This is a genomic window from Aquamicrobium terrae, assembly GCF_052978165.1.
This window is the reverse complement of record NZ_JBRKLZ010000001.1, coordinates 2,047,106-2,073,368: the sequence shown is the minus strand read 5'-3', so window position 1 is coordinate 2,073,368 and position 26,263 is coordinate 2,047,106. Positions and strand designations below refer to the sequence as shown.

Genomic DNA, 26,263 nt, shown 5'->3' with positions numbered 1-26,263 from the left:
ACCGGGTCGCTGCGCTCTTGCCGCCGGCTTCGGCCGGTGGCAGATTGCGCCGGTTGGAGCACCGGACCGGGAAGCATCCTCGGTTGCCGGTTGTTCCAATGCCAGATCACAAGCCAGCAGGGCAGATCACGCATATGGTATCCAAACGTCTCAGCCGGGAAGCTGGTCATCGCCGCAAGTTCCTGGCGATCATCGACGAAACCCCCGAATCGGAACGGGCGGTCACCTACGCCTCGATCCGCATGCAAAGCACCAATGGCGTGCTGGTGCTGCTCTATGTGATCGAAACGGAAGATTTCCAGCAATGGCTGGGCGTCGAGAAGATCATGCGCGAGGAGGCGACGGCCGCCGCGCACGCCGCGCTCGACGCGCAGGCCACCCGCGTGCGCCAGAGATTCGGCATCGAGCCCGAGCTGGTGGTGCGCGAGGGCAGCCGCGTTGAGGAAATCCACAAGTTGATCGAGGAAGACCAGGACATCGCCATACTGGTCCTGGCCGCGGGCTCCGGCAAGGAAGGTCCCGGGCCGCTGGTCGCCTCCGTGGTCGGCAAGGGCGCGGCCTTCCCCATTCCGGTGACGGTCATCCCGCAGAGCCTTTCGGACGAGGACATCGAAAGCCTCGCCTGAGGCCAATCGTCCGCCATGGCCGGCACGGCTTGAACGGCAAGGGCTGCGGGACTATCTAGAGAAGATATTTTCCCAACGGCCGGAACGGCCATGGAGACGGCCATGTTCATCCAGACCGAGGCGACCCCCAACCCCGCCACGCTGAAATTCCTGCCCGGCCGCGAGGTGCTGCGCGAGGGCACGGCGGATTTCCGCGATGCCGAGACGGCGCGCACCGCTTCGCCGCTGGCCGGGCGCCTTTTCGACATTCCCGGCGTCACCGGCGTATTCTTCGGCTACGACTTCATCACCGTCTCCAAGGACGGCGCCGACTGGCAGCATCTGAAGCCGGCCATCCTCGGCACCATCATGGAACACTTCATGTCGAACCAGCCGGTCATGGCCGGCGCCGGTCCCGCTCCCGAAAGCAGCGAGACCGAGGAGTTCTACGACAAGGAGGACGAGGAGATCGTGCTCACCATCAAGGAGCTGCTCGACACCCGCGTGCGCCCCGCCGTCGCCCAGGATGGCGGCGACATCACCTTCCGCGGCTACGAGAACGGCGTCGTCTTCCTGCACATGAAGGGCTCCTGCGCCGGCTGCCCGTCGTCCACGGCGACGCTCAAGCACGGCATCCAGAACCTGCTGCGCCATTTCGTGCCGGAAGTGCAACAGGTCGAGCAGATCGCCTGAGCGGGCGCCACGCCGTCCCCGACCCTCTTCAAAACAACAAAAAACCGGGCTTTTGGCCCGGTTTTTCGTTTGGGACGTCCGTGTTGCCGAGACGGTCCGCATGCAAACTTCTTTCGGGCAGAGCCCGCGGTTTCAGAGCACGATCACCTTGGCGCCGCTTTCGGCGCGGTTGTAGAGGTCGATGATGTCCTGGTTGATGAGGCGGATGCAGCCCGACGACATCGCCTTGCCGATCGAGTTCCACTCCGGCGTGCCGTGCAGCCGGTATCCGGTGTCGCCACCCTTGTTGAACAGGTAGAGCGCGCGCGCGCCGAGCGGGTTGTTGAGCCCCGGCTCCATGCCGCCGGCATATTTGGCCAGTTCCGGCTGGCGCTTGATCATCTGCGCGGGCGGCGTCCAGGTCGGCCATTCGCGCTTCATGGCGACGCGCGCCGTGCCGCGCCATTCGAAGCCCTCGCGGCCGACGCCGATGCCGTAGCGCATGGCCTTGCCGTCTTCCATCACCAGATAGAGGAACTTCTCGCCGGTATCGACGACGATGGTGCCCGGCTTTTCCTTGGTGTCGTAGCGGACGACCTGGCGGTGGTACTTCTTCTGCACCTTGTCGATGGGAATGCGCGGCAGGCTGTAGCCCGCATCGGTCACCGCGCCGTAGCTGTTGGAGAACATCGGCGTGGTGCCGATGGTGCTGCACCCGGCAAGGGACGCGCTGAGCGCAAGGGCCGCAAGTACCGTTTTGATCCGCATCGAAAAGACTTGCCCCCTCCCGCCAATCTTCGTGGAAGCCGACTCGGGCTTCGGCGCTGTATTGATTGACGGCTTTTCTTTGCTTGCCAAGCAGGCGGCGCCTATATGACAGACACAACCCGCGCGTAAGTTGCATACTATTGCAAATGGGCAACAGTTACTCACGGGAATGTGAAGGAAAATCAACGTTCCGAAAGGCCAGCATCCATGAATGTCGGAGATGCCGCCCGCCGCACCGGGCTCCCCGCCAAGACCATCCGCTATTATGAGGAGATCGGGCTGATCGCGCCGCAGCGCTCGGCCAATGGCTATCGCGACTACACCGGCGAGGATGTGCATCGCCTCGCCTTTCTCAAGCGGGCCCGCAATCTCGGCTTCTCGATCGAGGATTGCCGGCAGCTGATGGCGCTCTACCGCGACCGCTCGCGCGCCAGCGCCGATGTCCACCGCATCGCCTCCAGCCATGTCACGGCGATCGAGGAGAAGATCGGCGAGCTGCAATCGATGCGCGCCACGCTGCAGAAGCTCATCCATGCCTGCCACGGCGACGACCGCCCCGACTGCCCGATCCTGGAAGAGATGGCGGGGACCAAGGAACACGCGGCAGGCTGAGCGGCCCCTGCCCTTTCCGGCATTCGCGATGCACCAAGCGCACAAAAACAGGTTCAAACCGTGAACAAAATCGGCGATACTGAGCCATGCCCATCGTTTCGCCGATTCCCCGCAACCCTCTCGCCGACGGCCGCCAGTCCGAGCGGGCCATGCTCGTGCGCCGCGGCGTGCAGCGCCTTCTGATGGAGATGGGGGCGCATGTGCTACCCGAATTGTCGCTGGCCACCGGTCGCCGCGCCGACCTCGTGGCGCTGACCCGGCAGGGCGACATCTGGATCATCGAGATCAAGTCCTCGGTCGAGGATTTCCGCGTCGACCGCAAATGGCCGGATTACCGGCTGCATTCGGACCGGCTGTTCTTCGCCACCCATCCGGGCGTGCCGGCCGAGATCTTCCCGCCCGATTGCGGTTTCATCCTGTCCGACGGCTACGGCGCCGAGATCATGCGCGAGGCGCCCGAGCACCGGCTGCCCGCCGCCACCCGCAAGGCGCTGATGCTGCGTATGGCGCGCGCCGGTGCGGCGCGCCTGCTCGCCGCCGAGCTTGCCGGCGTGCCCGTGCCGGCGCTGGAGGGAGAGAGTGAATAGGAAGGGCAGTAGGACAGTAGGACAGTAGGGCAGTAGGGCAGTAGGGCAGTAGGGCAGTAGGGCAGTAGGGCAGTAGGGCAGTAGGGCAGTAGGGCAGTAGGGCAGTAGGGCAGTAGGAAAATAAGGACGTAGCCCTACAGCAACAAGTTCATCAGGCCGTGGGAAGGGCTTTTCGGGGACCAGCGCGGCCCCTCGATTTCAGCCAGCTCTTATTTCCCTACTGCCCTATTCCCATACTGCCTTACTGCCCTTCTGCCTTTTTACCGCGGCGCGCGCTTGGCGAGGATGCGCTGCAAGGTGCGGCGATGCATGTTGAGGCGGCGGGCCGTCTCCGACACGTTACGCTCGCACATTTCGTAGACGCGCTGGATGTGCTCCCAGCGCACGCGGTCGGCCGACATCGGGTTTTCCGGCGGCGCGGCGCGCTCGCCCGAGGCACGGGTCAATGCCGCGAACACGTCGTCGGCATCGGCCGGCTTGGACAGATAGTCGACCGCGCCGAGCTTCACCGCGGTCACCGCCGTGGCGATGTTGCCGTAGCCGGTCAGGATGATGGTGCGCGTGTCCTCGCGCTTCTCGCGGATGGCGGCCACCACGTCGAGCCCGTTGCCGTCGCCCAGCCGCATGTCGACCACCGCATAGGCGGGCGGATTGGCCCGCGCCTTGGCGACCGCCTCCTCGACGCTCTCGGCCGTCTCGACGGTAAAGCCGCGCGTTTCCATGGCCCGTGCCAGACGGGTGAGGAAGGGCTTGTCGTCATCCACGAGCAGGAGCGAGGTATCGTCGCCCGTCACCACGCCGCCATTGCCATCTTCGCCGGTCATGATCTTCAACCCCAATCGAATTTCGTGCGACAAACTGTTCCTGCACGGAAATATATGTGTTGGACGCCGCTGTCCAATTTTTGAGCATTTTTTTGCCGCCCCTGCGGACGGAAAAGCATTTGCTCGCCTGCCCTACGTCTTGCCTGCCCCTATGTCTTGCGCGGCGGCAAGGCGGCGCCCTCCTCGGCATAGACGAAGGCGCTGCGCGGCCACCGCACCTTGACCATGGCGCCCTCGCCCGGCCCGCTCGAATTGCCGAAGCTGATGGTGGCGCCGGAGCGCTCCAGCAGCGTCTTGGCGATGAACAGGCCGAGCCCCAGCCCGCCGCCGGGCTCGGCGCCCTGCCGGGTCGACATATAGGGCTCGCCGATGCGGTCGAGCACCTCGACGGGGAAGCCCGAGCCGTCGTCGACGATGGACAGCGACACGACGTTCTCGTCCCAGTTCCAGCGCACGCTGACGCTGGTGTGGGCGAAGTCCACCGCGTTCTCGACCAGATTGCCGAGCCCGTAGAGGACACCCGGATTGCGGCGCCCGACCGGCTCGGGCCCGACGCAGGTGCCCGGCTGGAGACGGATGGTGATGCCGAAGTCGCGGTGCGGCGCCGTCACCTCCTCGACCAGCGAGGTCAGCGGCAGCCGGGCAAGCTGCGGCTCGCCCTCCGACGACAGGCTGGTCAGGCGCTTGAGGATTTCGCGGCAGCGCTCGCTCTGGCTGCGCAGCAGAGTGACGTCGTCGCTGTATTTCGGGTCCTTGCCGAGCGCCTTCTCCATCTCCCTGGCGACCAGCGAGATGGTGGCGAGCGGCGTGCCCAGCTCATGCGCGGCGGCGGCCGCCAGCCCGTCCAGCGCCGACAGGTGCTGCTCGCGCTGCAGCACCAGTTCGGTGGCGGCCAGCGCATCGGAAAGCAGGCGCGCCTCGTCGGCGACTCGGAAGGCGTAGATGGCAGCGAAGGCGGTGGCCGACAGCACCGCCATCCACATGCCGGCGACATAGACGAAGGGCATCACCAGCGTGGTGCCCTCGATCCACGGCAGCGGCCGGTGAACGAAAACCAGCAGCGAGGCGACGGCGATCACCAGGACCGCCTGGATGGCGGTGAGCCTCAATGGCAGCGAGGTGGCCGAGACGACGACCGGCACGATGAGCAGCAGAGAAAACGGGTTGGTGAGGCCGCCGGTCATGTAGAGCAGGCCGGCGAGTTGCAGCGTATCGAAGGTGAGCAGGCCCATGGCGGCCAGCGGGGTCAGCCGGTGCGCGGCCGGATAGCGGAAGGCCAGCCACAGGTTCATCCACGCCGAGGCGGCGATCAGCGCGAAGCACAGGCCGACCGGCAGCGGGAACTGCAGCCAGTAGGCGACGAACAGCACCGCCACGCTCTGGCCGAATATGGCGAGCCAGCGCAGGCGGATCAGCGTGTTGAGGCGGAGCCTGTGGCTCTGGCGCAGGTCGGGAGCGTTCAGCCTTATCATCAGGAACCTGCGCCGGCGGCGACATAGATGGCGGCCAGCCGTTCGACGCCGGCCTGGTCCTCGGCATCGAAGCGGCCGGGAACGGGACTGTCGAGGTCGAGCACGCCGAGGACATCGCCGCCGCGAATCAGCGGCACGACCAGTTCGGAGCGCGAATCCGGATCGCAGAAGATGTGGTTCTCGGCCTTGGTGACATCGTCGACGCGGATCGAGCGGCGCTCGGCGACGGAGGTGCCGCACACGCCGCGCCCCACCGGGATGCGCACACAGGCGGGCTTGCCCTGGAAGGGGCCGACGACCAGCTCCTGCGGCGTGCGCAGGAAGTAGAACCCGGCCCAGTTCAGTTGCGGCATGGTCTGGAAGATCAGGGCGGACGCGTTGGCGGCGTTGGCGATTGCATCGCTCTCGCCCGCAAGCAGCGCCTCCATCTGGGCGGCGAGCTCGCGGTAGAAGCCGGGCTTGTCTGTGCTGTCGATATGGCTTGCTGAAAACATGGCGCTCAATTGACCCCTTTCGGCACGGTCTCCGGCGGCACCGTATCCTTGACGTTCTGGCGATGGAAGATGAACAGGCCGGCCAGGACGACAATGCCGGCGCCGATCAGGATGCGCGGCCCCGGCACGTCGCCGAAGAAGATGACGCCGAACACCACCGCCCACAGAAGCAGCGTGTAATGCAGCGGCGCCAGCGTCGAGGCCGGCGCCATCTTCAGCGCGCGGGTGATCATCAGATGCGCGGCGCCCGAGACGATGCCCAGAAGCAGCATGGCGCCGTAGTCGACGGCCGAGGCGGCATGCCAGTCGCCGATGGCCATCACCGCTCCGCAAAGGCCGACGCCCACGGTCTGCCAGGTCACCAGCGCGGTGTCGCTGGTGCCGCGCAGCAGGCGGCTGAGCACGATAGCGACCGCGAAGGAGACGGAGCCGACCAGCGCGTAGAGCGATTCCACCGACAGCGCCGCCGAGGACGGCTTGAGCATGACCAGCACGCCGCAGAAGCCGATGACGATCGCCAGCCAGCGCCGCCAGCCGACCTTCTCGCCGAGGAACATGTGCGACAGCGCCGCCACGTAGATCGGGCCGGCCATGTAGAAGCTCATCACGTCGGCCAGCGGCAGATGCACGACGGCGGCGTAGAACAAAATCGTGTCCAGCGCCGTGGCGACGACGCGCGCAACCTGCAATCCGATCCGGTCGAGACGGAACAGCTTCACCGGTCCCTGGCGGGCGATCATCGGGCCGAGGATGACGAAGGCGCCGATCGAGCGGATGAACACCACCTGCCCGACCGAGAAACTGGCCACCAGCCATTTGCCCATGGCGTCGTTGAGCGCGAACATGAAGTCGCCGGCCAGCATCAACAGGATGCCGGCCACAAGCATGTTGCGGGTCAGGAGTCCGGGCAGCCGAAACATCGCGCATTTCCTTGGAGAGGCCGTTGCGGCCGTTAGTGCGCTGTTATCCGTGCCACGGAGATTTTGCGAGCAAATTCGGTTGGCGCAGCCAAACGCCGCCAAGGCCGGTCACGACCTGTCCGATCCGCTTGCCGGGCTTCCGGCTCCTGCCCCGAACCCTTCCAGCCTTCGGGAGACAGGCCTTACTTCGCCCTCACCGGCACATAGACCGGCCGGTAGACCACGCGCGGGAACGGGTCGATGTAGCGGGTCTCGCGCGCGGCGGCGCGGCGGTCCAGTTCGATGCGCTGCAGGCATTCGGCAAAGGCGTCGTTCTTGCGCGTGAAGCCGTAGGACCGGCATTTCTCCTCGTCGGCGGCGCGCTGCTGCTCGGCCGTCATGCAGCCGGAAAGCAGAAAGCCAAGGACGATGACGGCTGTGGTTCTGAGAAGCATGACGAGATTCTCGAATGGTCCCTGCCCGTGCGTGATTCCTACACCAGCATGCGGCGATGACAAGATGCCATGCAACCGGCGAGGGTCTCACAAACTTGTGCGGCGCAATACCTCCCCACCCGACGGCGGCGGCCATCAGGTGCCAAAGCTTCTGGCAGCGGCGAAGCTCCCCCTCCCCTTGTAGGGAGAGGGGCCTGTCGAGGGTCAGTCCGGCAGTTTCCGGACGGCGCCCTTGTCTGCGCTTGTTGCGAAGGCGGCGTAGGCCTTGAGGGCTGTGGTGACGTTGCGGCGGCGTTGCTCGGCCGGCTTCCAGCCCCTGGCGTCCTGCTCGGCGCGGCGTTCGGCCAGTTCGGCCTCCGGCACGGCCAGGCGGATGGAGCGGTTTGGAATGTCGATTGCGACGATGTCGCCGTCGCGCACCAGGCCGATGGTGCCGCCAAGGGCCGCCTCGGGCGAGACATGGCCGATCGACAGGCCCGACGTGCCGCCCGAGAAGCGCCCGTCGGTGAGCAGCGCGCAGGCCGCCCCCAGCCCCTTCGACTTCAGGTAGCTGGTCGGATAGAGCATCTCCTGCATGCCCGGCCCGCCGCGCGGCCCCTCATAGCGGATGACCACCACGTCGCCGGCCTCGACCTCGTTGCCGAGAATGCCCTTGACCGCCGCGTCCTGGCTCTCGAACACTTTTGCGGGACCGGTGAAGGTCCAGATCTTCTCGTCGACGCCCGCCGTCTTGACGATGCAGCCGTCGACGGCAAGGTTGCCCTTCAGAACCGCCAGCCCGCCGTCTCTGGTGAAGGGATGCGCGGCCGAGCGGATGACGCCTTTCTCGCGGTCGAGGTCGAGGCTCTCCCAGCGCCGGTCCTGGCTGAAGGCCGTCTGGGTGGGAACGCCGCCGGGGGCGGCGAGGTAGAAGTCGCGCACCTTCTGGCTGTCGGTGCGCGAGATGTCCCAGTGCTCGATCGCCTGGCCCAGCGTCGCGGCGTGCACCGTCGGCTGGTCGCGCCTGATGAGGCCGGCCCTGTCGAGCTGGCCGAGGATGGCGAAGATGCCGCCGGCCCGGTGCACGTCCTCCATGTGGACGTCGGCCTTGGCCGGCGCCACCTTGCACAGGCACGGCACCTTGCGCGACAGGGCGTCGATGTCGGCCAGCGTGAAGTCGATCTCGCCCTCATGGGCGGCGGCCAGGATGTGCAGCACCGTGTTGGTGGAGCCGCCCATGGCGATGTCGAGGGTCATGGCGTTCTCGAACGCCCCCCTGGAGGCGATGGTGCGCGGCAGGGCGGTGGCGTCGTCCTGCTCGTACCAGCGCTGGGCCAGATCGACGATCAGGTGGCCGGCCTCGACGAACAGGCGCCGGCGGTCGGCATGGGTGGCCAGCGTCGAGCCGTTGCCGGGCAGCGACAGGCCGAGCGCCTCGGTCAGGCAGTTCATGGAGTTGGCGGTGAACATGCCCGAGCACGAGCCGCAGGTCGGGCAGGCCGAGCGCTCGATGGCCTTCACGTCCTCGTCCGAGACCTTGTCGTCGGCCGCCGCCACCATGGCGTCGACCAGGTCGAGCGCATGCTGCTCGCCCTTCAGCACCACCTTGCCCGCCTCCATCGGCCCGCCCGAGACGAACACGGTGGGGATGTTGAGGCGCAAGGACGCCATCAGCATGCCGGGCGTGATCTTGTCGCAGTTGGAGATGCACACCATGGCGTCCGCACAATGGGCGTTGACCATGTATTCGACACTGTCGGCGATGATCTCGCGCGAGGGCAGCGAATAGAGCATGCCGTCATGGCCCATGGCGATGCCGTCGTCGACGGCGATGGTGTTGAACTCCTTGGCCACGCCCCCCGCCTTCTCGATCTCGCGCGCCACCAACTGGCCGAGGTCCTTCAGGTGCACATGGCCCGGCACGAACTGGGTGAACGAGTTCACCACCGCGATGATCGGCTTGCCGAAATCGCCGTCCTTCATCCCCGTCGCGCGCCACAACCCGCGCGCCCCCGCCATGTTGCGGCCATGCGTCGTCGTGCGGGAACGGTAGGAAGGCATCAATCTCGTCCTTGGCTAAGAGGCTAGGGGGCGCCCTGATCGGCGGCGGGCACAATAGGTCCGAGGCGCCGCATATGCCATCTTTTTCTGACGCCGCGGCATCGCGCCTTTTCCGGCAGGCCGATGGAGACATAAAAATCAGCGGCGGTGTCGGAATCCCCATTGCTGCCGCGTCCTCGGTCCACAGTCCGCCACCGATCACCCCACGACAGATTGCAGGGAGCGAGGAAATGCAGAAAATCACCCCATGCCTGTGGTTCCGGAACGAGGCCGAGGAGGCGGTCGACTTCTATGTCTCGATCTTTCCCGACGCGAAGAAGGGAAACGTGCTGCGGAGCGGCGAAAGCGGCCCCGGGCCCGCGGGCAGCGTCATCATGGTCGAGTTCGAACTGGCCGGCCAAGCCTTCCAGGCGCTGAACGGCAACATGGAAGATCCCTTCAACAATGCCATCTCGCTGTCCGTCGACTGCAAGGACCAGGCCGAAGTCGACTATTACTGGGACAGGCTGATCGGCGACCGCGGCAAGGAGATCGCCTGCAGCTGGCTGAAGGATCGCTACGGCGTGTCATGGCAGATCGTGCCCGCCATCCTGCCGAAACTGCTTCGCGACCCCGACAAGACCAGGGCGGCGCGCGCCATGCAGGCGATGCTGAACATGACCAAGATCGACATCGCCGCGCTGGAAAAGGCCGTCGCCGGCTGAGCGGGCCCCCCCAAAAAAGCAAACAGCCCGGCCAAGGCCGGGCTGCTTTTTTGCAGGCGGCCGCCGCTCAATGGGAGGCGGCGGGCTCGGCCTCCGGCGGCGGCGTCTCATGGGCATAGGCATCGCCATGATCCTTGCTGGCCAGGAAGGTGTAGAACATCGGCACGACGAACAGCGTGAACACGGTGCCGATGAGGATGCCGGAGAAGATCACCAGGCCCATGGAGTAGCGGGCGGCGGCGCCCGCGCCCTGGGCGGTGATCAGCGGCACCACGCCCAGCGCCATCGCCGCCGTGGTCATCAGGATCGGCCGCAGGCGCACCTTGGCCGAGGCCACGATGCCCTCGCGCCGCGACAGGCCCTGTTCGGCGCGTAGCTGGTTGGCGAATTCCACCAGCAGGATGCCGTGCTTGGTGATCAGGCCGATCAGCGTGATCAGGCCGACCTGGGTGTAGATGTTGAGCGTGCCCAGGCCCAGATTGAGCGGCACGATGGCGCCGAAGATCGACAGCGGCACCGACATCATGATGATGAGTGGGTCGCGGAAGCTCTCGAACTGGGCGGCCAGCACCAGGTAGATGACGACCACGGCGAGGCCGAAGGCGATCAGGATGGTGTTGCCCTGCTCCTTTTCAAGACGGGACTGGCCCGAATAGTCCATGAAGAAGCCCGTCGGCATCAGCGGCCGCGCGATCTCCTCGATGGTCTGCACGCCCGTGCCGGTGGTCACGCCGGGCACCGGCAGCGCCGAGATCGTGGCCGAGTTCAGCTGGTTGAACTGGTCGATCGACGCCGGCGAGGAGTTGGTCGAGATCTTCACCACGGCCGACAGCGGCACCATCTCGCCGGTGGAGGCGCGCACGAAGAACTCGCCCAGCCGGTCGGGATTGTTGCGATATTCCTGCGGCACCTGCGGAATGATGTCGTAGGAATTGGAGTCGCGGTCGAACTGCGCCACCTCGGCCCCGCCCACCAGCAGGCCGAGCGTGGTGCCGATGTCGCTGATGGGAATGTTCAGCGCGGCGGCGCGGTCGCGGTCGATGGTGATGGTGACCTGCGGCGCGTCGTAGGACAGCGAGTTCTGCACGATGATGAACCGGCCGGAAGCCTGCGCCTCCTGCTTGATCTTCTCGGCCACCTCATAGACCTGGCTGGCCTCGCCCGTCGACTGGATGACGATGGAGATCGGCAGGCCGCCGCCGGCGCCCGGCAGCGAAGGCGGCGCGAAGACCAGCGCCTCGACGCCGGCCACCTTGGACAGGCGGCCCTGAATGTCGGTCTGGATCTCCTTTTGCGAGCGCGAACGCTCGGCCCAGTCCTTGAAGGCCCAGATGGCGAAGCCGCTGTTGGTGCCACCGCCGATGCCGACCACCGAGAAGGCGGCGCGCAATTCGGGCAGGTCCTCGGTCAGCTCGTAGATCTGGTCGAGATAGACGCTGGTATAGTCGGACGTCGCATAGCGCGGACCGGTCACCAGCGAGAACAGCGCGCCCACGTCCTCCTCGGGCGCCAGTTCGCTGGAGGTCTTGAAGAACATGAAGCCGGTCACCGACACCAGCGCGATGACGATCATCAGCGTCACCGGGCGGTATTTGAGCGAACCGGACACCAGCCGCTCGTAGCGGTTGGCGACGCGGTCGAAGGTGCGGTCGACGAAGGCGGCAAAGCGGCTGTGGCTGCCCGACTTGAGGATGCGCGCCGACATCATCGGCGTCACCGTCAAGGCGACGACGCCGGAAATGACCACGGCGCCGGCCAGCGTCAGCGCGAATTCACGGAACAGCGCGCCGGTAAGGCCGCCGGTGAAGGCGAGCGGAGCGAACACAGCCGCCAGCGTGATCGTCATCGACACGACCGGACCGGTGATCTCGCGCATGCCCATGAACGCGGCGTCCATCGGACTGAGGCCTTCCTCCATGTGCCGGTGGATGTTCTCCACCACCACGATGGCGTCGTCGACCACCAGGCCGATGGCCAGAACCATGGCCAGCAGCGACAACAGGTTGATCGAATACCCCATCAGGAACAGGAAGAAGCCGACACCGATCAACGACAACGGAATGGTGATCACCGGCATCAGCACCGAACGCAGCGAGCCGAGGAACAACAGGATGACGAGGATGACGATGATCACGGCCTCGCCGATGGTCTTGAAGACCTCCTCGATCGAGGCGCTGATCTGGTCGGTCGCGTCATAGACCAGGGTGATGGTCATGTCCTGCGGCAGGCTGGCCTGAATGTCGGGCAACTCCCGCTCCACCGCTGCCGCGGTGTCGAGCGGATTGGCCGACGGCGTCGGGAAGATGCCGATGAAGGTGCCTGGCTTGCCGTTGAACACCACGCGCGTGTCGGTGCTCTCGGCGGCCAGCTCGACCCTGGCCACGTCGCGCAGGCGCACGACATTGTCGCCGTCGGACTTCAGCGGCAGGGCACCGAAGGATTCCGGCGTCTGCAGCGTCGATTCCAGCGTGATCGACTGCGCCACATATTCGTTCTCCGTCTTGCCCGGCGCAGCCAGGAAGTTGGAGTTGTTGATGGCGCCCAGCACGTCGGCGGCGGTGAGGCCGCGCGCGGCGAGCCGGATGGGATCGATCCACACGCGCATCGAATAATTGGCCGCGCCCAGCACCTGCACCTGCGCCACGCCCTCGATGGTCGACATGCGCGGGCGCAGAACGCGCTCGATATATTCGGTGAGCTGCTCGGCCGTCATGTGCGGGTTCTGCACCGCCAGATACATGATGGCGAACTGCTGGCCGGTGCCCTTGACGATGGTCGGGTCCTTAGCGGCGCTCGGCAGCTCGCCGCGCACCTGCTGCACCTTGGACATCACCTCGGTCAGCGCCGTATCGGGATTGGAGCCGAGCTTCATCTGCACGGTCACCACCGACGACGACGGCATGCTCTGCGAGCTGACATAGTCGATATTCTCGGTGGTCGCGACCGCCTCGGCGATCGGCGATGTGATGAAGCCCTGGATCAGGTCCGGGCTGGCGCCGGCATAGACCGTCGTGATGGTGATGACGGTTTCGTCGACCTTCGGATATTCACGAACCGACAGGTTGAACAGGCCCTGGAAGCCGAGCAGCAGGATCAGCAGCGCGACAACGGTCGAGAGGACCGGGCGTCGGATGAAAAGCGCGGAAAAATTCATTCGGCGTTGCTCCGCGGCTGCCCGGCTGAAGACGGGTCGATGGTGTTGTCGACGGTGACGGGCGAGCCGTTGGCGAGGCGGTTCTGGCCGGCGGTGACCACCTCGTCACCGGCCTGGACACCGCGCACGATCTCGACGCGACCGTCCGAGCGGCGGCCGATGGTGACGAAGACCTGGGTGGCGACCTGGCCTTCCTTGGCCCCCTCGTCGGCCCCGGCGGCCGGCTTTTCGGCGGCGGGTTCTTCCGCCGGCTTGTCCTCGGCCGGCTTGTCCTCCGCGGGCGCGGCCACGGCGGCGCCGGTCTCGGCATTCTTCGGCTCGGCTTCCGTCTTGCCGGCCGGGCGCACGACATAGACATAGTCGCCGTAAAGGCTGCTGATCAGCGCCGTCTGCGGCACGGCGATGACATCGCCCTCGCTCGGCAATTCGACGCGCACCTGGAGGAACTGGCCCGGGCTCAGGCGGCCATCGGGATTGGCGATCTCGGAGCGGACCGAAACGAGGCGGCTGACCGGGTCGATCTTGGGGTCGATGCCGGTGATGGCGCCCTTGTAGGGCATGTCGTCGCCGTTGAAGCCGTATCGGACCGGCTGGCCGATCTTCAATTCGGGGAAGCGCTGCTCGGCCACGGTGAAATCGGCACGCAGCCTGTCGAGGTCCTGCAAGGTGGCGACCGGATTGCCCGGAGCCACATACTGGCCCTCCTCGATGCGCGGAATGCCGATGGTGCCGGAGAACGGCGCCTTGAGCAGCTTCTGGTCGAGCACGGCCTGCAGCTTGGCGACCTGAGAAATCGAGGTCTGCCAGCTCGCGCGCGCCGCGTCGAGCGTCGCATCGGTGCCGACGCCGCGCTTCTGCAAGGCCACGGCGCGGTCGAGCGCCTGCTTGTCGAGCGCCTCCTGCGTCTTGGCGGCCTCGAGATCGGCCTTCTGCACGGCGTCGTCCAGGCGCACCAGCACCTGGCCCTGTTCGACCTTCTCATTGGCCTTGAACAGGATTTCCTTGACGATGCCGGTCGTCTCGACCGTCAGGTCGACGCCGCTGGCGGCCGAAACCGTGCCGATGGCCTCGATGCCCGGCGTCCAGGTCATCGGCTCGACCTTGACGGTCGACACCGTCAGCGGATTGACCGGCATGTTGGCGAAGAAGTCCTGGATCGCCTTGTCGCGGAACAGGTTGAACCCGACAATGCCGCCGCAGACGATCACGAGGAGGATAAGGGCGATAATGAAGCGCTTGATCAAGGTGGTCCCTCTCGGTCGGCTGGTCTGGAGTCAGCTTTCGGGCAGCGTGGCGTAAATTCGGGGCTCTCTACTGTACCGTCTGGACGGTATTGTCAATTGGGTTTAGGCTTCGTATGGGGAGCGCCTATGAAACCCAGAAAGTCAAATTCACGCGATAGAATCCTCGTGGCGGCAGCCGATGTAGCGCGAGAAGCCGGTCCCGGCAATCTCTCGCTCGACGCTGTTGCCAGCCGCGCTGGTATATCGAAAGGCGGCCTGCTTTACAATTTTCCGAGCAAGGCGAAGCTCATGCAGGCGCTGGTGGAGCAGCATTTGCAGGACTTTCACGCGGCGCTGGAAGCCACCCACGCCGCCGACAAGCGGGAAAGCCTGCTGTCCGCCTATATCAGGCTTTCGGTGCAGGAATGTCAGGAGACTGAAGCCGCGGCCTCCTGGATTTTCTCGGCAATTGCCGAGGACCCGGAATTCCTGACGCCATTGAAGTCGTTCAAACACCAGCTTTTCGAGCGCCTGAAGTGCGAAACGCCGGATCTGAAGGCGCTGCTGGTCACCTATCTGGCGATCGAGGGGCTGCGCAGCATGACCCTGTTCGAATTTCACGCCTTGGGCGAGCAGGACCGGCAGGTCCTGGTCGACGCGCTGCTCGACATGGCCAAAAGCTGAGCCGCCTCCCCGCCCTTTCGGGCGAATCAAACTCTCCGGACATCCCTCGTTCGCCCCGCGCCCCCCAGGACGCCCAAAGCGGACGAAGAGGCACAAAGGCCGTTGCCGTCAAAACCGGAAAGACACAGCTTTCAACCCGGGACCTTTTCGGCCGGCGGCGGCTGGCGCACCGCAGCGGCGGCCTCGACGACCAGTCTGTCGAAGCCCGCACCGCCCGCCTCGATCATCTCGAAGAACTGGCGGCGCATGCGCGGCTCCCAGAACTTGTTGATGTGCTCGGCCACCCCGGCGACGCCTTCTTCGTGCGGCTTGGAGTGGAAGAATTTCGCGATCTGGTTGGCCTGGTAGACGAGTTTGTCAGGCGACATGCGTGGCAACTCCGGAAACGACACGGTCGGGGTGGGTGAAGATGTCGAACTCGTCGCCGCGCACCAGCGCCACCAACGTCATACCGGCCGCATCGGTCGTGCGGATGGCGAGCGCGGTCGGCGCCGAGACGGCGATAATGAGGGGCGAGCCGATGGATGCGGTCTTCTGCACCATCTCCACCGACACGCGCGAGGTGACGACGACCGCGCCGCCGGCACCGGCAATGCCGGCGCGCGACAACGCCCCGGCGAGCTTGTCGAGGGCATTGTGGCGGCCGACATCCTCGCGCGCCATCACCACGCCCTTGCCGGGAATGTAGAAACCAGCCGCATGGACGGCCCCGGTCTGCCGGTGCAGGGGCTGCTGCTGCGCCAAAAGCCGCACCGAGCGGGAAATGTCGTCAGGCGTCAGCGCCAGCCTGGGCGCGCCGACGGCGGGCACGGCGCGCATCGCCTCCTCGATCGATTCGATGCCGCACAGGCCGCAGCCCACCGGGCCGGCCAGCCGGCGCCGCCGCGCCTCGAAACGGGTGTTGGCGACGTCGCGGAGGCGGATCTGGATGTCGATGCCGGCGCCGAGGTCCTCCACCTCGACCGCCTCGATCTCGTCGGCGGCCGCGACGATGCCCTCGGTGATGGAGAAGCCGAGGGCGAAATCCTCGAAATCGGCCGGCGAGGCCATCATCACGGCATGGGTGGTGCCGCCATAGGAAAGCGCGATCGGCGTCTCCTCGGGCACCATGCGATCGGCGGTCGAAATGCTTTCGGCCCGATGGGCGATGCGCCGTGTCGCGGTCACCACGGGGCGCGCATCACTTTCCTTTGCCGGGGAAGGCCAGGCCTCACCGGAAGGGCAGGCAGCGGAATGCGTCACGTCAGGTCGGCTCATGGCGCCAATCATAGCACCCGGCGCGGCATCCGGCACCCCGCCGCGCCCGGGCGCCCGCCTGCCGGTCCGGACGGAATGCCCGTCCGGCATCGGAAAGAAGAGGCGCCACGGCCGGCCGCCTCACTCTGCGGCCGCCAAGGGCGCGATGCGCCGGCTGCGGCGGGCCTGCTCCTCATATTCGACCTGCCAGTCGCTCGGGCCGTTGGACGGCGCGATCTGCACGGCGGTGACCTTGTATTCGGGGCAGTTGGTCGCCCAGTCCGAATACTCGGTGGTCACCACATTGGCCTGGGTCAGCGGATGGTGGAAGGTCGTGTAGACCACGCCCGGCGACACCCGGTCGGTGATCAGCGCCCGCAGCGTCGTCTCGCCGGCGCGGCTGGCCACGCGCACCCAGTCGCCGTTGCGGATGCCGCGATGCTCGGCGTCGTGCGGATGGATCTCCAGCCGGTCCTCGTCATGCCACACGACATTGTCGGTGCGCCGCGTCTGGGCGCCGACATTGTACTGGGACAGGATGCGCCCGGTGGTGAGCAGCAGCGGGAAGCGCGGACCGGTCTTCTCGTCCGTCGCCACATATTCGGTACGGATGAACCTGCCCTTGCCGCGCACGAAGCCGTCGACATGCATGATCGGCGTGCCCTGCGGCGCCTTGTCGTTGCAGGGCCACTGCACCGAGCCCATCTCCTCGATCAGGCCGAAGGAGACATTGGCGAAGCTCGGCGTCGTCGCCGCGATCTCGTCCATGATCTCGGAGGGATGGGTGTAGTTCCAGTCGAGACCCAGCGCACGGGCCAGCTCCTGCGTCGCCTCCCAGTCGGCATAGCGGGCCTTGGGCTCCATCACCTTGCGCACGAGGTTGATGCGGCGCTCGGCATTGGTGAAGGTGCCGTCCTTCTCCAGGAAGGTCGAGCCCGGCAGGAAGACATGGGCGTAGTTGGCCGTTTCGTTCAGGAACAGGTCCTGCACCACCACGCATTCCATGGCGGCAAGGCCGGCGGCGACGTGATGGGTGTCGGGGTCGGACTGCAATATGTCCTCGCCCTGCACATAGAGGCCACGGAACGTGCCCTCCACGGCGGCGTCCAGCATGTTGGGAATGCGCAGGCCCGGCTCGTTGTCGAGCTTCACGCCCCATATCTCCTCATAGATGGCGCGGGTCGCGTCGCCGGAGATGTGGCGGTAGCCCGGCAGCTCGTGCGGGAAGGAACCCATGTCGCAGGAGCCCTGCACATTGTTCTGCCCGCGCAACGGGTTCACGCCGACGCCCCGGCGGCCGATATTGCCGGTCGCCATCGCCAGGTTGGCGATGCCCATGACCGCGGTCGAGCCCTGGCTGTGCTCGGTCACGCCGAGGCCGTAGTAGATCGCGCCGTTGCCGCCGGTGGCGTAGAGGCGCGCCGCCCCGCGGATGTCCTCGGCCGGCACGCCGATATAGGCGGCAACGGCCTCGGGGCTATTGGCCTCGTCAGCGACGAATTCGGCCCAGTCCTGGAAGGCGTCCCATTCGCAGCGCTCGCGCACGAACGCCTCGTCGACCAGCCCCTCGGTGACGATGACATGGGCGAGCGCGGTGAGCATGGCGACATTGGTGCCCGGCCGGAGCGGCAGGTGATAGTCGGCCTTCACATGCGGGCTCTTGACCAGGTCGATGCGGCGCGGATCGATGACGATCAGCCGCGCGCCCTCGCGAATGCGCTTCTTCATGCGCGAGCCGAACACCGGATGGGCGTCGGTCGGATTGGCGCCGATGACGAGGATGACATCGGTGTTCTCGATCGAATCGAAATCCTGCGTGCCGGCCGAAGTGCCGTAGGACTGCCCGAGGCCATAGCCGGTGGGCGAGTGGCAGACCCGGGCGCAGGTGTCGACATTGTTGTTGCCGAAGCCCTGCCGCACCAGCTTCTGGACGAGATAGGTCTCCTCGTTGGTGCAGCGCGAGGAGGTGATGCCGCCGACGGCGGTGCGCCCGTACTGGTACTGGATGCGGCGGAACTCGCTGGCCGTGTGGGCGATCGCCTCCTCCCACGTCACCTCGCGCCACGGATCGGAAATCTTCTCGCGGATCATGGGCTTGAGGATGCGGTCCTTGTGCGTGGCATAGCCATAGGCGAAGCGGCCCTTGACGCAGCTGTGGCCGTGATTGGCGTCGCCGCCCTTGTAGGGCATCATGCGCAGCACCTGGTCGCCCTTGACCTCGGCCTTGAACGAGCAGCCGACGCCGCAATAGGCGCAAGTGGTGACCACCGAGCGCTCCGGCATGCCGTGCTCGAGCACCGTCTTCTCGCGCAGCGCGTCGGTCGGGCAGGCCTGCACGCAGGCGCCGCAGGACACGCATTCGGACTCGACGAAATCCTCGCTCATGCCGGCCACGATGCGCGAATCGAAGCCCCTGCCCTCGACGGTCAGCGCGAAGGTGCCCTGCACGTCCTCGCAGGCGCGCACGCAGCGCGAGCAGACGATGCATTGCGAGGCGTCGTAGGTGAAGTAGGGGTTCGATTCGTCGCGGACCAGATAGTCGATGTTGAGCGAACCGTTGCCCGGCGCGACATGGTTGCGGCCGTCATGACCGTAGCGGTTCTCTTCCAGCCCCACCTGCGCGGCGACCCTGTCGAACTCGCTCTGGCCGGTGCCGCGTTCTTCGTTCCAGCCGCTCGGATGGTCGGAGACATAGAGCTCCAGCACGCCCTTGCGCAGCGCGTCGAGCCGCTCGGAACGGGTGTGGACGACCATGCCTTCGCCGACCGGCGTGGTGCAGGAGGCGGGCGTGCCGTTGCGGCCCTCGATCTCCACCAGGCAGATGCGGCACGAGCCGAAGGAATCCAGCATGTCGGTGGCGCACAGCTTCGGAATCTCGATGCCGGCCTCCATCGAGGCGCGCATGATCGAGGTGCCCTCGGGCACGGTGACCGGCTTGCCGTCGACGATCAGCGTCACCTGCTTTTCGGCCTGCGATTCAGGCGTGCCGTAGTCGATTTCGTGGATCAGACCCATGGCTCAGGCTCCCAGAAAAGAAATATAGCACCCAAAGACGGCGCAATCGCGGAAACGGGCGCGGAAATGGAGATGTGTGGACATGGCTATTCCGCAGCCTCCCGCACCGGCGCCGGCTTGAAGTCCTCGGGGAAGTGCGTCAGCGCGCTCATCACCGGATAGGGCGTGAAGCCGCCGAGCGCGCACAGCGAGCCGAGCTTCATGGTGTTGCACAGATCGGTGACCAGTTCGATCTGGCTGTCCGGCGCGATGCCGGCGGCCAGCCTGTCCAGCACCTCGACGCCGCGCGTCGAGCCGATGCGGCAGGGCGTGCACTTGCCGCAGCTTTCGATGGCGCAGAATTCCATGGCGAAACGCGCCTGCTTGAGCATGTCGGCGCTGTCGTCGAAGACGACGATGCCGGCATGGCCGATCAGCCCGTCCTTGGCCGCGAAGGCCTCGTAGTCGAAGGGCGTGTCGAACAGGTCGCGCGGGAAATAGGCGCCGAGCGGACCGCCGACCTGCACCGCCTTGACCGGCCGGCCGGTCGCCGTGCCGCCGCCGATGTCGTCGACGATCTCGCCGAGCGTCAGGCCGAAGGCCGTCTCGAACAGGCCGCCATGGCGAATGTTGCCGGCGATCTGGAGGGGGATGGTGCCGCGCGAACGGCCCATGCCGAAATCCTTGTAATAGGCGGCGCCCTTGTCGAGGATGATCGGCACGGAAGCCAGCGAGATGACGTTGTTGATCACCGTCGGCCTGCCGAACAGGCCCTTGTGGGCCGGCAGCGGAGGCTTGGCCCGCACCATGCCGCGCTTGCCCTCGAGGCTGTCGAGCAGCGCCGTCTCCTCGCCGCAGACATAGGCGCCGGCGCCGACGCGCACCTCCATGTCGAAGGCCCGGCCGGAGCCCAGCACGTCCGGCCCAAGCACCCTGGCGCGGCGTGCGATCTCCACCGCCCGGCGCATGGCGGCAACCGCATGCGGATATTCGGAACGGATATAGATGAAGCCCTTGGTCGCGCCCGTGGCGAGGCCGGCGATGGCCATGCCCTCGACCAGCACGAAGGGGTCGCCCTCCATGATCATGCGGTCGGCAAAGGTGCCCGAATCGCCCTCGTCGGCGTTGCAGACGATGTATTTGCGCACGTCGCCGGTATCGAGCACCGTCTTCCACTTGATGCCGGTCGGGAAGCCGGCGCCGCCGCGCCCGCGCAGGCCCGATTCGGTGACCTCGGCCACGATCTCGGCCGGCGCCATGGAAGCCGCCTTGCGCAAGCCGGCAAGGCCGCCGTGGCGCTCATAGGCCTCCAGCGAGAACGGATCGGTGATGCCGCAGCGGGCGAAGGTGAGGCGGGTCTGGCGTGCGATGAAGGGAATCTTTTCCGGATCGCCCAGCGCCAGTTCGTGGGCGCCGCCCGACAGGAAACCGGCATCGAACAGGCCCTTGACCTGCGACGCCCTTACCGGACCGTAGGCGACACGTCCCGCATCGGTCTCGACCTCGACCATCGGCTCAAGGAAATAGGCGCCGCGCGAGCCGTTGCGGACGATGCCGGCCTCGATGCCGCGCTGCTTCAGCTCGGCGGCAATGGAAGCGGCCACCTTGTCGGCGCCGAGCGCCAGGGCACCGGAATCACCGGGGATGTAGATGACGGGGTTCATGCGCGCACCTCCGCGACGATCTCGTCGACCTTGTCGGCATCGATGCGGCCGATGACCTCCCCGTCGAGCATGGCGGCGGGCGAGCAGGCGCACAGGCCGAGGCAATAGACCGGCTCCAGCGTCACCCGCCCGTCCGACGTGGTCTGGTGGAAATCGATGCCCAGCGCCTGCTTGAGACGCGACGCGACGTCGTCCGAACCCATGGACTGGCAGGATTCCGCCTGGCAGACCTTCAGCACATGGCGGCCGGCCGGTTGCTTGCGGTAGTCGTGATAGAAGGAGACGACGCCATAGACCTCGGCGCGCGACAGGTTGAGGCCCTTGGCGATGACCGGCAGCGCCTCCTGCGGCACATAGCCGAACTCCTCCTGCACCTCATGCAGGATGGGCAGAAGCGGCCCCTCCATGCCTCTCATGCCATCGACGATCGACGCGACCTGCGCTTCGATCTCGGTACCTGCGCCCTGCACGACCATGCAGCGCCCTCCCTGAATAGAATGCCAGCTTTCGCTAAGTCGTTATGCAATCAGAGAATAACGCCCTTATCAATAGCTGCTTTCCGTGGCGTGATAGAATTTCTCTATCGACGCCCAGTGAAATATCCTAACTGCTAGGAAAATAATAGCTTATTTCTCGCGCTGAAAATAGCGCGCCAGCGCCATTGCCTCGTTCAGAAGCGCCGAAACCAGCGGCGTGTGCGGCATGCGCGGCGCCGCGACCAGCCCCACCGTATGGCTGGCGTCGGGCTCGACGATGGGAATGGCCCTTATCGGCTCGGAAAAGCCGAAGGTCTCGGTCAGGGTGAGCGGCATGATCGACGACCATTTGCCGGTGCGGATGTGCGAGAACAGCACGATCATGGAATTCGATTCCAGCGTCGGGCGTATCTGCACGCCGGCTTCGCCCAGATGCTGGTCGATGATGCGGCGGTTCTGCATGTCGGGCGTCAGCAGGCACAGCGGCAGCCGGCTCACTTCCGCCCATGAGACCTTGTCGCGGTCGGCCAGCGGATTGCCGCTGGAGGTGATGAGCTGGTAGCGCTCGTGATAGAGCGGCACGCTGGTCACCCGACCGAGCGGCTCGTTGTCGAGATAGGTGATGCCGGCATCGACCTCGAAATTGCCGAGCAGCGACAGGATCTCGATCGAGGTGCGCGACAGGATCGAGAAGGTCACGCCCGGATGCTTCTCGCGGAACGGCGTGGTCAGCCGCGGCATCATCGCCAGCGCGGTGGGGATGGCGGCGATGCGGATGCGCCCGGAAAGGCCGTGGCGGGCGGCGCGCATCTCCTCGCGCATCGCCTGCGCGTCGCCGACGATGCGCCGCGCCCAGCCCAGCACCTGTTCGCCCTCGGGCGTCAGCCCCTGGAAACGCGAGCCGCGCTTGACCAGCATCACGCCGAGCTGGTCCTCGAGTTGCTTGATCGCCGCCGAAAGCGTCGGCTGGGTGACGCCGGACACTTCCGCCGCACGGCCGAAATGCTCCTCGCGGGCCAGGGCGATGAAGAATTCCAGCTTGTCGATCATGGGTCCGGGGTCCGCTGCGGATGTCGTTATTTCTAAAGTCGGGGAATTCGCCACGGTGCGCAAGCCGGGCGCGCCAAACAGGCGGCTCGCGCCCGGCTTCCACATTTTTCAGCCAACTATGTGTTTGCAGCGGGCCAAAGCGGCGCTAAGGGGAAACATCGGTAACCGACGAAAGATCCGACATGCTTGGCTGGTTCAGGAAGCTGCTTCCGCGCGAGGACGGGTTCTTCGATCTCTTCGAGCGCCATTCCCGCACCGTGGTGGAGGCCGCCGAAGCGCTGCAGCGCCTGCTTGCCGGTGAGGACGTCGCCCGCAACGGCGACGAGATCGTGCGGCTGGAAAAGGAGGCCGACACCATCACCGCCGAGGTGATGCTGGCCGTGCGCCGCTCCTTCATCACCCCCTTCGACCGCAGCGACATCCAGGACCTGATCCAGTCCATGGACGACGCCATCGACATGATGCACAAGACCGTCAAGACGGTGCGCCTGTTCGAGAAGACCGAATTCGACCCGCTGATGCAGGAAATGGGCATCGCCATCGTCGAGGCCGCCCATCTGGTCGCCGAGGCGATCCCGCTGCTCAACAAGGTCGGCCAGAACGTGCACCGGCTCACCGCCATCGCCGAGGAGGTGGTGCGGGTCGAGGAGCGCTCCGACGATCTGCACGAGCGCGGGCTGAAGGATCTCTACCACCGTCACGGCAAGGGCGACGCCATGAGCTATTTCGTCGGCTCGGAACTCTACAGCCAGCTCGAAAAGGTCGTCGACAAGTTCGAGGACGTGGCGAGCGAGATTTCCGGCATCGTCATCGAGAACGTCTAGCAAAACATGGACGCCACCCTCGCCCTCCCGCTGCTGATCGGCCTGATCGGCGTCGCCCTGTTCTTCGATTTCCTCAACGGCTTGCACGATGCGGCGAACTCCATCGCCACCATCGTCTCGACGCGGGTGCTGCGGCCGCAATATGCCGTGTTCTGGGCGGCTTTCTTCAACTTCATCGCCTTCCTGTTCTTCGGCCTGCATGTGGCCGAGACGCTGGGCACCGGCATCGTCGATGCCAACATCGTCTCGCCGGGCGTCATCTTCGCCGCCCTTGCCGGCGCGATCGCCTGGAACATCATCACCTGGCTGGCCGGCATCCCGTCGAGCAGCTCGCACGCGCTGATCGGCGGCCTTCTGGGCGCGGGCATAGCCAGGGCCGGACTCGACGCCGTGGTGTGGACCGGCGTGCTCAAGACGACCTCGGCCATCGTCCTGTCGCCGCTGACCGGCTTCGTGCTGGCGCTTCTTCTGGTGCTGGCCGTGTCGTGGCTGTTCGTGCGCCAGACCCCGTTCGCGGTCGACCGCTCGTTCCGCGTGCTGCAATTCATCTCGGCCTCGCTCTATTCGCTCGGCCATGGCGGCAACGACGCCCAGAAGACCATGGGCATCATCGCCGTGCTGCTCTATTCGCAGGGTATGCTGGGCGACACTTTCTACGTGCCGCTGTGGGTGGTGCTGACCTGCCAGGCGGTGCTGGCGCTGGGCACCCTGTTCGGCGGCTGGCGCATCGTCCACACCATGGGCTCCAAGATCACCCGGCTGAACCCGATGCAGGGTTTTTGCGCCGAAACCGGCGGGGCGCTGACCCTGTTCGGCGCCACCTGGCTCGGCATCCCGGTCTCGACCACCCACACCATCACCGGCGCCATCGTCGGCGTCGGCGCGGCCCGCCGCGTCTCGGCGGTGCGCTGGGGCATCGCCGGCAACATCGTCGTCGCCTGGGTGGTGACGCTGCCGGCCACCGCCGCCATCTCGGCCCTCACCTATTATGTGACCCATCTGGCAGGATGACGCAGCCGGCGGCGCTTGGAGCCGCCGGGCTTATGCAGTATCCCAGGGGACGCCATCGGCAGCAGACCCAGGCATGAGGTACACGCAATGTCCGTCACCAAGGAACTTGTCACCGAGCGGTTGAGAAGCGTGAGCGGGCCGGATTTCTCCGGCAACATCGTCGATCTCGGCATGCTTTCCGAAATCTTCATCGCCGACGGCAAGGTGTTCTTCTCCATCACCGTGCCGGCCGAGCGGGCCGACCACATGGAGCCGCTGCGGGCGGCCGCCGAACGCGTGGTGAAGGCCATTCCCGGCGTCACCGGCGCGGTGGTGACGCTGACCGCCGAGAAGAAGGGCGGCGGCATGGAGGCGGCCCCTCCGCCCCGCCCGGCCCCGCCGAGACCGGTGCCGCAGAGGGCGGCCGCGCCGGCGGCGCGCACCCCGCCGCCGGCACCGCCTTCGCGCGCGCCGGGCAAGCGCGGCGTGCCCGGCATCGACGCCATCATCGCCGTCGCCTCCGGCAAGGGCGGCGTCGGCAAGTCGACCACGGCCGTCAACATCGCGCTCGGCCTCGCCGCCAACGGGCTGAAGGTGGGCGTGCTCGACGCCGACATCTACGGCCCCTCCATGCCGAAGCTGCTCGGCATCCACGGACGCCCCGAGAGCGCCGACGGCAAGATCCTCAAGCCGATGCTCAACTACGGCCTCAAGGTCATGTCGATGGGCTTCCTCGTCGACGAGGAGACGCCGATGATCTGGCGCGGGCCGATGGTCGTTTCGGCCCTCACCCAGATGCTGCGCGAGGTGGACTGGGGCCATCTCGACGTGCTGGTGGTGGACATGCCGCCCGGCACAGGCGACGCCCAGCTCACCATGGCCCAGCAGGTGCCGCTGGCCGGCGCCATCATCGTCTCGACGCCGCAGGACCTGGCCCTCATCGACGCCCGCAAGGGGCTGAACATGTTCAGGAAGGTGGACGTGCCGCTGCTCGGCATCGTCGAGAACATGAGCTATTTCATCGCCCCCGACACCGGCAAGCGCTACGACATCTTCGGCCATGGCGGCGCCAGGCGCGAGGCGGAGCGGCTCGGCGTGACCTTCCTCGGCGAAGTGCCGCTGGAGATGGGCATCCGCGAAAGCTCGGACGCCGGCCGGCCGGTCACCGTCAGCCGGCCGGACGGACCGGAAGCGGCCGTCTACCGCGACATCGCCGCCCGGGTCTGGCAGCGGCTGCAGGAGGAAAAGGGCGCCGGCGCCAGCGGCCCCGCCATCGTGTTCGAGTAGGAACGTCCTTTCAGGCAGCGGGCCACCGGCGTGGCCCGCCAGCCCGGACGGCCGCATTGTGTTAGCCGTTGCTTACCTTTTCGCCAAAGGTCGAGAAGAACTCGCCGGCCAGCTTCTTGGAGGTCGAGGTGATGAGGCGGCTGCCGAGCTGGGCGATCTTGCCGCCGACATCGGCCTTGGCCTCGTATCGAAGCAGGGTGGCGTCCGGTCCGTCCTCGCTCAGCGTCACGTCGGCGCCGCCCTTGGCGAAGCCGGCTATGCCGCCCTTGCCCTCGCCCTGGATGGTGTAGGAATGCGGCGGCTTCAGGTTCTTCAGCGTCACCTCGCCATTAAAGGTCGCCTTGATCGGCCCGATCTTGAGCACCACCGTGGCGGCGAGATCGGTGTCGGACTTCTTCTCCAGGCTCTGGCAGCCGGGTATGCTTTCCTTCAATATTTCGGGATCGTTCAGCGCCGCCCAGACCTTGTCGATGGGCGCGGTGATGCGCTCCTCGCCTTCAATCACCAGAGCCATGAAAGCCTCCTCTCCAACCGGGGCAAACGGTAGCG

General features: G+C 66.3%; 25 protein-coding genes and 1 pseudogene. 10 read left to right on the top strand and 16 right to left on the bottom strand.

Translation table 11 applies throughout. From position 1 onward, the window contains the following. The first annotated feature begins 134 nt into the window (after positions 1-134). Both ACVCNR_RS10390 and ACVCNR_RS10385 read left to right on the top strand, forming a co-directional pair. Positions 135-626, top strand: a complete 492-nt coding sequence (locus ACVCNR_RS10390) for a universal stress protein (protein ID WP_354198087.1) — start codon at positions 135-137, stop codon at positions 624-626. Between the two features lie 102 nt (positions 627-728). Further along, positions 729-1,298 carry a NifU family protein gene (locus ACVCNR_RS10385; RefSeq protein ID WP_354198085.1) on the top strand — a complete coding sequence of 190 codons (570 nt, stop codon included), beginning with the start codon at positions 729-731 and terminating at the stop codon, positions 1,296-1,298. A gap of 132 nt (positions 1,299-1,430) precedes the next feature. On the opposite strand, the gene ACVCNR_RS10380 is transcribed toward ACVCNR_RS10385, so the two are convergent. Continuing rightward, a complete protein-coding gene (locus ACVCNR_RS10380; RefSeq protein ID WP_354198083.1) occupies positions 1,431-2,045 on the bottom strand; it encodes a L,D-transpeptidase in 615 nt (204 codons plus the stop codon). 207 nt (positions 2,046-2,252) lie between these two features. On the opposite strand from ACVCNR_RS10380, the gene cueR reads away from it, so the two are divergent. Next, positions 2,253-2,657, top strand: a complete 405-nt coding sequence (cueR, locus tag ACVCNR_RS10375) for a Cu(I)-responsive transcriptional regulator (protein ID WP_354198081.1) — start codon at positions 2,253-2,255, stop codon at positions 2,655-2,657. An 86-nt stretch (positions 2,658-2,743) separates the two neighbouring features. Further along, a complete protein-coding gene (locus ACVCNR_RS10370; protein ID WP_354198079.1) occupies positions 2,744-3,244 on the top strand; it encodes an MmcB family DNA repair protein in 501 nt (166 codons plus the stop codon). Between the two features lie 260 nt (positions 3,245-3,504). Here the strand turns inward: ACVCNR_RS10370 and ACVCNR_RS10365 are convergent, their stop codons facing one another. From ACVCNR_RS10365 to ilvD, 6 genes are all read right to left on the bottom strand, one after another. Further along, positions 3,505-4,068: an ActR/PrrA/RegA family redox response regulator transcription factor gene (locus tag ACVCNR_RS10365; protein ID WP_354198077.1), complete on the bottom strand. Its 564-nt coding sequence runs from the start codon at positions 4,066-4,068 to the stop codon at positions 3,505-3,507. A gap of 149 nt (positions 4,069-4,217) precedes the next feature. Continuing rightward, on the bottom strand, positions 4,218-5,540 hold the full coding sequence (locus ACVCNR_RS10360; protein WP_354198075.1) for an ActS/PrrB/RegB family redox-sensitive histidine kinase: 1,323 nt from the start codon (positions 5,538-5,540) through the stop codon (positions 4,218-4,220). Then, on the bottom strand, positions 5,540-6,034 hold the full coding sequence (msrC, locus tag ACVCNR_RS10355) for a free L-methionine (R)-S-oxide reductase MsrC (RefSeq protein ID WP_354198073.1): 495 nt from the start codon (positions 6,032-6,034) through the stop codon (positions 5,540-5,542). The genes ACVCNR_RS10360 and msrC overlap by 1 nt, the downstream gene beginning before the upstream one ends. Before the next feature lie 5 nt (positions 6,035-6,039). Next, positions 6,040-6,954: a DMT family transporter gene (locus ACVCNR_RS10350; RefSeq protein WP_354198071.1), complete on the bottom strand. Its 915-nt coding sequence runs from the start codon at positions 6,952-6,954 to the stop codon at positions 6,040-6,042. Positions 6,955-7,136: 182 nt separating this feature from the next. Next, positions 7,137-7,388, bottom strand: a complete 252-nt coding sequence (locus ACVCNR_RS10345; RefSeq protein ID WP_354198069.1) for a hypothetical protein — start codon at positions 7,386-7,388, stop codon at positions 7,137-7,139. 204 nt (positions 7,389-7,592) lie between these two features. Beyond that, positions 7,593-9,428 (bottom strand): dihydroxy-acid dehydratase, encoded by a 1,836-nt coding sequence (gene ilvD / locus ACVCNR_RS10340; protein ID WP_447074713.1) that lies wholly within the window; start codon positions 9,426-9,428, stop codon positions 7,593-7,595. Positions 9,429-9,658: 230 nt separating this feature from the next. Between ilvD and ACVCNR_RS10335 the strand changes: the two genes are divergently transcribed. After that, complete coding sequence (locus ACVCNR_RS10335) at positions 9,659-10,132, top strand: VOC family protein (protein ID WP_354193066.1); 474 nt, start codon at positions 9,659-9,661, stop codon at positions 10,130-10,132. Between the two features lie 67 nt (positions 10,133-10,199). Here ACVCNR_RS10335 and ACVCNR_RS10330 read toward each other — a convergent pair whose 3' ends face one another. Both ACVCNR_RS10330 and ACVCNR_RS10325 read right to left on the bottom strand, forming a co-directional pair. Then, the gene (locus ACVCNR_RS10330; RefSeq protein WP_354193067.1) at positions 10,200-13,286 is read right to left on the bottom strand and encodes an efflux RND transporter permease subunit; all 3,087 of its coding nucleotides are present in this window, start codon (positions 13,284-13,286) and stop codon (positions 10,200-10,202) included. Next, a complete protein-coding gene (locus tag ACVCNR_RS10325; RefSeq protein WP_447074711.1) occupies positions 13,283-14,530 on the bottom strand; it encodes an efflux RND transporter periplasmic adaptor subunit in 1,248 nt (415 codons plus the stop codon). Before ACVCNR_RS10325 ends, ACVCNR_RS10330 begins: the two co-directional genes overlap by 4 nt. Before the next feature lie 126 nt (positions 14,531-14,656). Between ACVCNR_RS10325 and ACVCNR_RS10320 the strand changes: the two are divergent. Both ACVCNR_RS10320 and ACVCNR_RS10315 read left to right on the top strand, forming a co-directional pair. Beyond that, positions 14,657-14,770 (top strand): annotated as a pseudogene (locus tag ACVCNR_RS10320) (TetR/AcrR family transcriptional regulator); the annotation flags it as partial. A gap of 48 nt (positions 14,771-14,818) precedes the next feature. Next, positions 14,819-15,193 carry a hypothetical protein gene (locus ACVCNR_RS10315; protein WP_447075674.1) on the top strand — a complete coding sequence of 125 codons (375 nt, stop codon included), beginning with the start codon at positions 14,819-14,821 and terminating at the stop codon, positions 15,191-15,193. A 131-nt stretch (positions 15,194-15,324) separates the two neighbouring features. Here the strand turns inward: ACVCNR_RS10315 and ACVCNR_RS10310 are convergent, their stop codons facing one another. The 6 genes from ACVCNR_RS10310 to ACVCNR_RS10285 form a co-directional block, all read right to left on the bottom strand. Continuing rightward, positions 15,325-15,561: a formate dehydrogenase subunit delta gene (locus ACVCNR_RS10310; protein WP_354193070.1), complete on the bottom strand. Its 237-nt coding sequence runs from the start codon at positions 15,559-15,561 to the stop codon at positions 15,325-15,327. After that, on the bottom strand, positions 15,551-16,450 hold the full coding sequence (fdhD, locus tag ACVCNR_RS10305) for a formate dehydrogenase accessory sulfurtransferase FdhD (RefSeq protein ID WP_447074710.1): 900 nt from the start codon (positions 16,448-16,450) through the stop codon (positions 15,551-15,553). Before fdhD ends, ACVCNR_RS10310 begins: the two co-directional genes overlap by 11 nt. Before the next feature lie 120 nt (positions 16,451-16,570). Further along, entirely contained in the window at positions 16,571-19,444 is a 2,874-nt protein-coding gene (gene fdhF, locus ACVCNR_RS10300; protein WP_447074709.1) for a formate dehydrogenase subunit alpha, read from the bottom strand. Positions 19,445-19,530: 86 nt separating this feature from the next. Continuing rightward, positions 19,531-21,087: a formate dehydrogenase beta subunit gene (locus tag ACVCNR_RS10295; protein WP_354193073.1), complete on the bottom strand. Its 1,557-nt coding sequence runs from the start codon at positions 21,085-21,087 to the stop codon at positions 19,531-19,533. Then, the gene (locus tag ACVCNR_RS10290) at positions 21,084-21,563 is read right to left on the bottom strand and encodes a formate dehydrogenase subunit gamma (protein WP_447074708.1); all 480 of its coding nucleotides are present in this window, start codon (positions 21,561-21,563) and stop codon (positions 21,084-21,086) included. Before ACVCNR_RS10290 ends, ACVCNR_RS10295 begins: the two co-directional genes overlap by 4 nt. A 150-nt stretch (positions 21,564-21,713) precedes the next feature. Then, positions 21,714-22,613: a LysR family transcriptional regulator gene (locus ACVCNR_RS10285; protein ID WP_354193075.1), complete on the bottom strand. Its 900-nt coding sequence runs from the start codon at positions 22,611-22,613 to the stop codon at positions 21,714-21,716. A 182-nt stretch (positions 22,614-22,795) separates the two neighbouring features. Here ACVCNR_RS10285 and ACVCNR_RS10280 point away from each other — a divergent pair, with 182 nt between their 5' ends. From ACVCNR_RS10280 to ACVCNR_RS10270, 3 genes are all read left to right on the top strand, one after another. Continuing rightward, entirely contained in the window at positions 22,796-23,437 is a 642-nt protein-coding gene (locus ACVCNR_RS10280; protein WP_447074706.1) for a DUF47 domain-containing protein, read from the top strand. A gap of 6 nt (positions 23,438-23,443) precedes the next feature. After that, entirely contained in the window at positions 23,444-24,448 is a 1,005-nt protein-coding gene (locus tag ACVCNR_RS10275; RefSeq protein ID WP_354193077.1) for an inorganic phosphate transporter, read from the top strand. 87 nt (positions 24,449-24,535) lie between these two features. Continuing rightward, a complete protein-coding gene (locus ACVCNR_RS10270; protein ID WP_447074704.1) occupies positions 24,536-25,714 on the top strand; it encodes an Mrp/NBP35 family ATP-binding protein in 1,179 nt (392 codons plus the stop codon). 61 nt (positions 25,715-25,775) lie between these two features. Here the strand turns inward: ACVCNR_RS10270 and ACVCNR_RS10265 are convergent, their stop codons facing one another. Further along, a complete protein-coding gene (locus tag ACVCNR_RS10265) occupies positions 25,776-26,228 on the bottom strand; it encodes an SRPBCC family protein (protein ID WP_354193079.1) in 453 nt (150 codons plus the stop codon). Positions 26,229-26,263: the final 35 nt, after the last annotated feature.

Excerpts from the sequence above, each read along its gene's own strand:
- ACVCNR_RS10390 (WP_354198087.1), top strand. The coding sequence starts at position 135 with ATGGTATCCAAACGTCTCAGCCGGGAAGCTGGTCATCGCCGCAAGTTC.
- ACVCNR_RS10385 (WP_354198085.1), top strand. The coding sequence starts at position 729 with ATGTTCATCCAGACCGAGGCGACCCCCAACCCCGCCACGCTGAAATTC.
- ACVCNR_RS10380 (WP_354198083.1), bottom strand. The coding sequence starts at position 2,045 with ATGCGGATCAAAACGGTACTTGCGGCCCTTGCGCTCAGCGCGTCCCTT.
- cueR (WP_354198081.1), top strand. The coding sequence starts at position 2,253 with ATGAATGTCGGAGATGCCGCCCGCCGCACCGGGCTCCCCGCCAAGACC.
- ACVCNR_RS10370 (WP_354198079.1), top strand. The coding sequence starts at position 2,744 with ATGCCCATCGTTTCGCCGATTCCCCGCAACCCTCTCGCCGACGGCCGC.
- ACVCNR_RS10365 (WP_354198077.1), bottom strand. The coding sequence starts at position 4,068 with ATGACCGGCGAAGATGGCAATGGCGGCGTGGTGACGGGCGACGATACC.
- ACVCNR_RS10360 (WP_354198075.1), bottom strand. The coding sequence starts at position 5,540 with ATGATAAGGCTGAACGCTCCCGACCTGCGCCAGAGCCACAGGCTCCGC.
- msrC (WP_354198073.1), bottom strand. The coding sequence starts at position 6,034 with ATGTTTTCAGCAAGCCATATCGACAGCACAGACAAGCCCGGCTTCTAC.
- ACVCNR_RS10350 (WP_354198071.1), bottom strand. The coding sequence starts at position 6,954 with ATGTTTCGGCTGCCCGGACTCCTGACCCGCAACATGCTTGTGGCCGGC.
- ACVCNR_RS10345 (WP_354198069.1), bottom strand. The coding sequence starts at position 7,388 with ATGCTTCTCAGAACCACAGCCGTCATCGTCCTTGGCTTTCTGCTTTCC.
- ilvD (WP_447074713.1), bottom strand. The coding sequence starts at position 9,428 with ATGCCTTCCTACCGTTCCCGCACGACGACGCATGGCCGCAACATGGCG.
- ACVCNR_RS10335 (WP_354193066.1), top strand. The coding sequence starts at position 9,659 with ATGCAGAAAATCACCCCATGCCTGTGGTTCCGGAACGAGGCCGAGGAG.
- ACVCNR_RS10330 (WP_354193067.1), bottom strand. The coding sequence starts at position 13,286 with ATGAATTTTTCCGCGCTTTTCATCCGACGCCCGGTCCTCTCGACCGTT.
- ACVCNR_RS10315 (WP_447075674.1), top strand. The coding sequence starts at position 14,819 with ATGCAGGCGCTGGTGGAGCAGCATTTGCAGGACTTTCACGCGGCGCTG.
- ACVCNR_RS10310 (WP_354193070.1), bottom strand. The coding sequence starts at position 15,561 with ATGTCGCCTGACAAACTCGTCTACCAGGCCAACCAGATCGCGAAATTC.
- fdhD (WP_447074710.1), bottom strand. The coding sequence starts at position 16,450 with ATGAGCCGACCTGACGTGACGCATTCCGCTGCCTGCCCTTCCGGTGAG.
- fdhF (WP_447074709.1), bottom strand. The coding sequence starts at position 19,444 with ATGGGTCTGATCCACGAAATCGACTACGGCACGCCTGAATCGCAGGCC.
- ACVCNR_RS10295 (WP_354193073.1), bottom strand. The coding sequence starts at position 21,087 with ATGAACCCCGTCATCTACATCCCCGGTGATTCCGGTGCCCTGGCGCTC.
- ACVCNR_RS10290 (WP_447074708.1), bottom strand. The coding sequence starts at position 21,563 with ATGGTCGTGCAGGGCGCAGGTACCGAGATCGAAGCGCAGGTCGCGTCG.
- ACVCNR_RS10285 (WP_354193075.1), bottom strand. The coding sequence starts at position 22,613 with ATGATCGACAAGCTGGAATTCTTCATCGCCCTGGCCCGCGAGGAGCAT.
- ACVCNR_RS10280 (WP_447074706.1), top strand. The coding sequence starts at position 22,796 with ATGCTTGGCTGGTTCAGGAAGCTGCTTCCGCGCGAGGACGGGTTCTTC.
- ACVCNR_RS10275 (WP_354193077.1), top strand. The coding sequence starts at position 23,444 with ATGGACGCCACCCTCGCCCTCCCGCTGCTGATCGGCCTGATCGGCGTC.
- ACVCNR_RS10270 (WP_447074704.1), top strand. The coding sequence starts at position 24,536 with ATGTCCGTCACCAAGGAACTTGTCACCGAGCGGTTGAGAAGCGTGAGC.
- ACVCNR_RS10265 (WP_354193079.1), bottom strand. The coding sequence starts at position 26,228 with ATGGCTCTGGTGATTGAAGGCGAGGAGCGCATCACCGCGCCCATCGAC.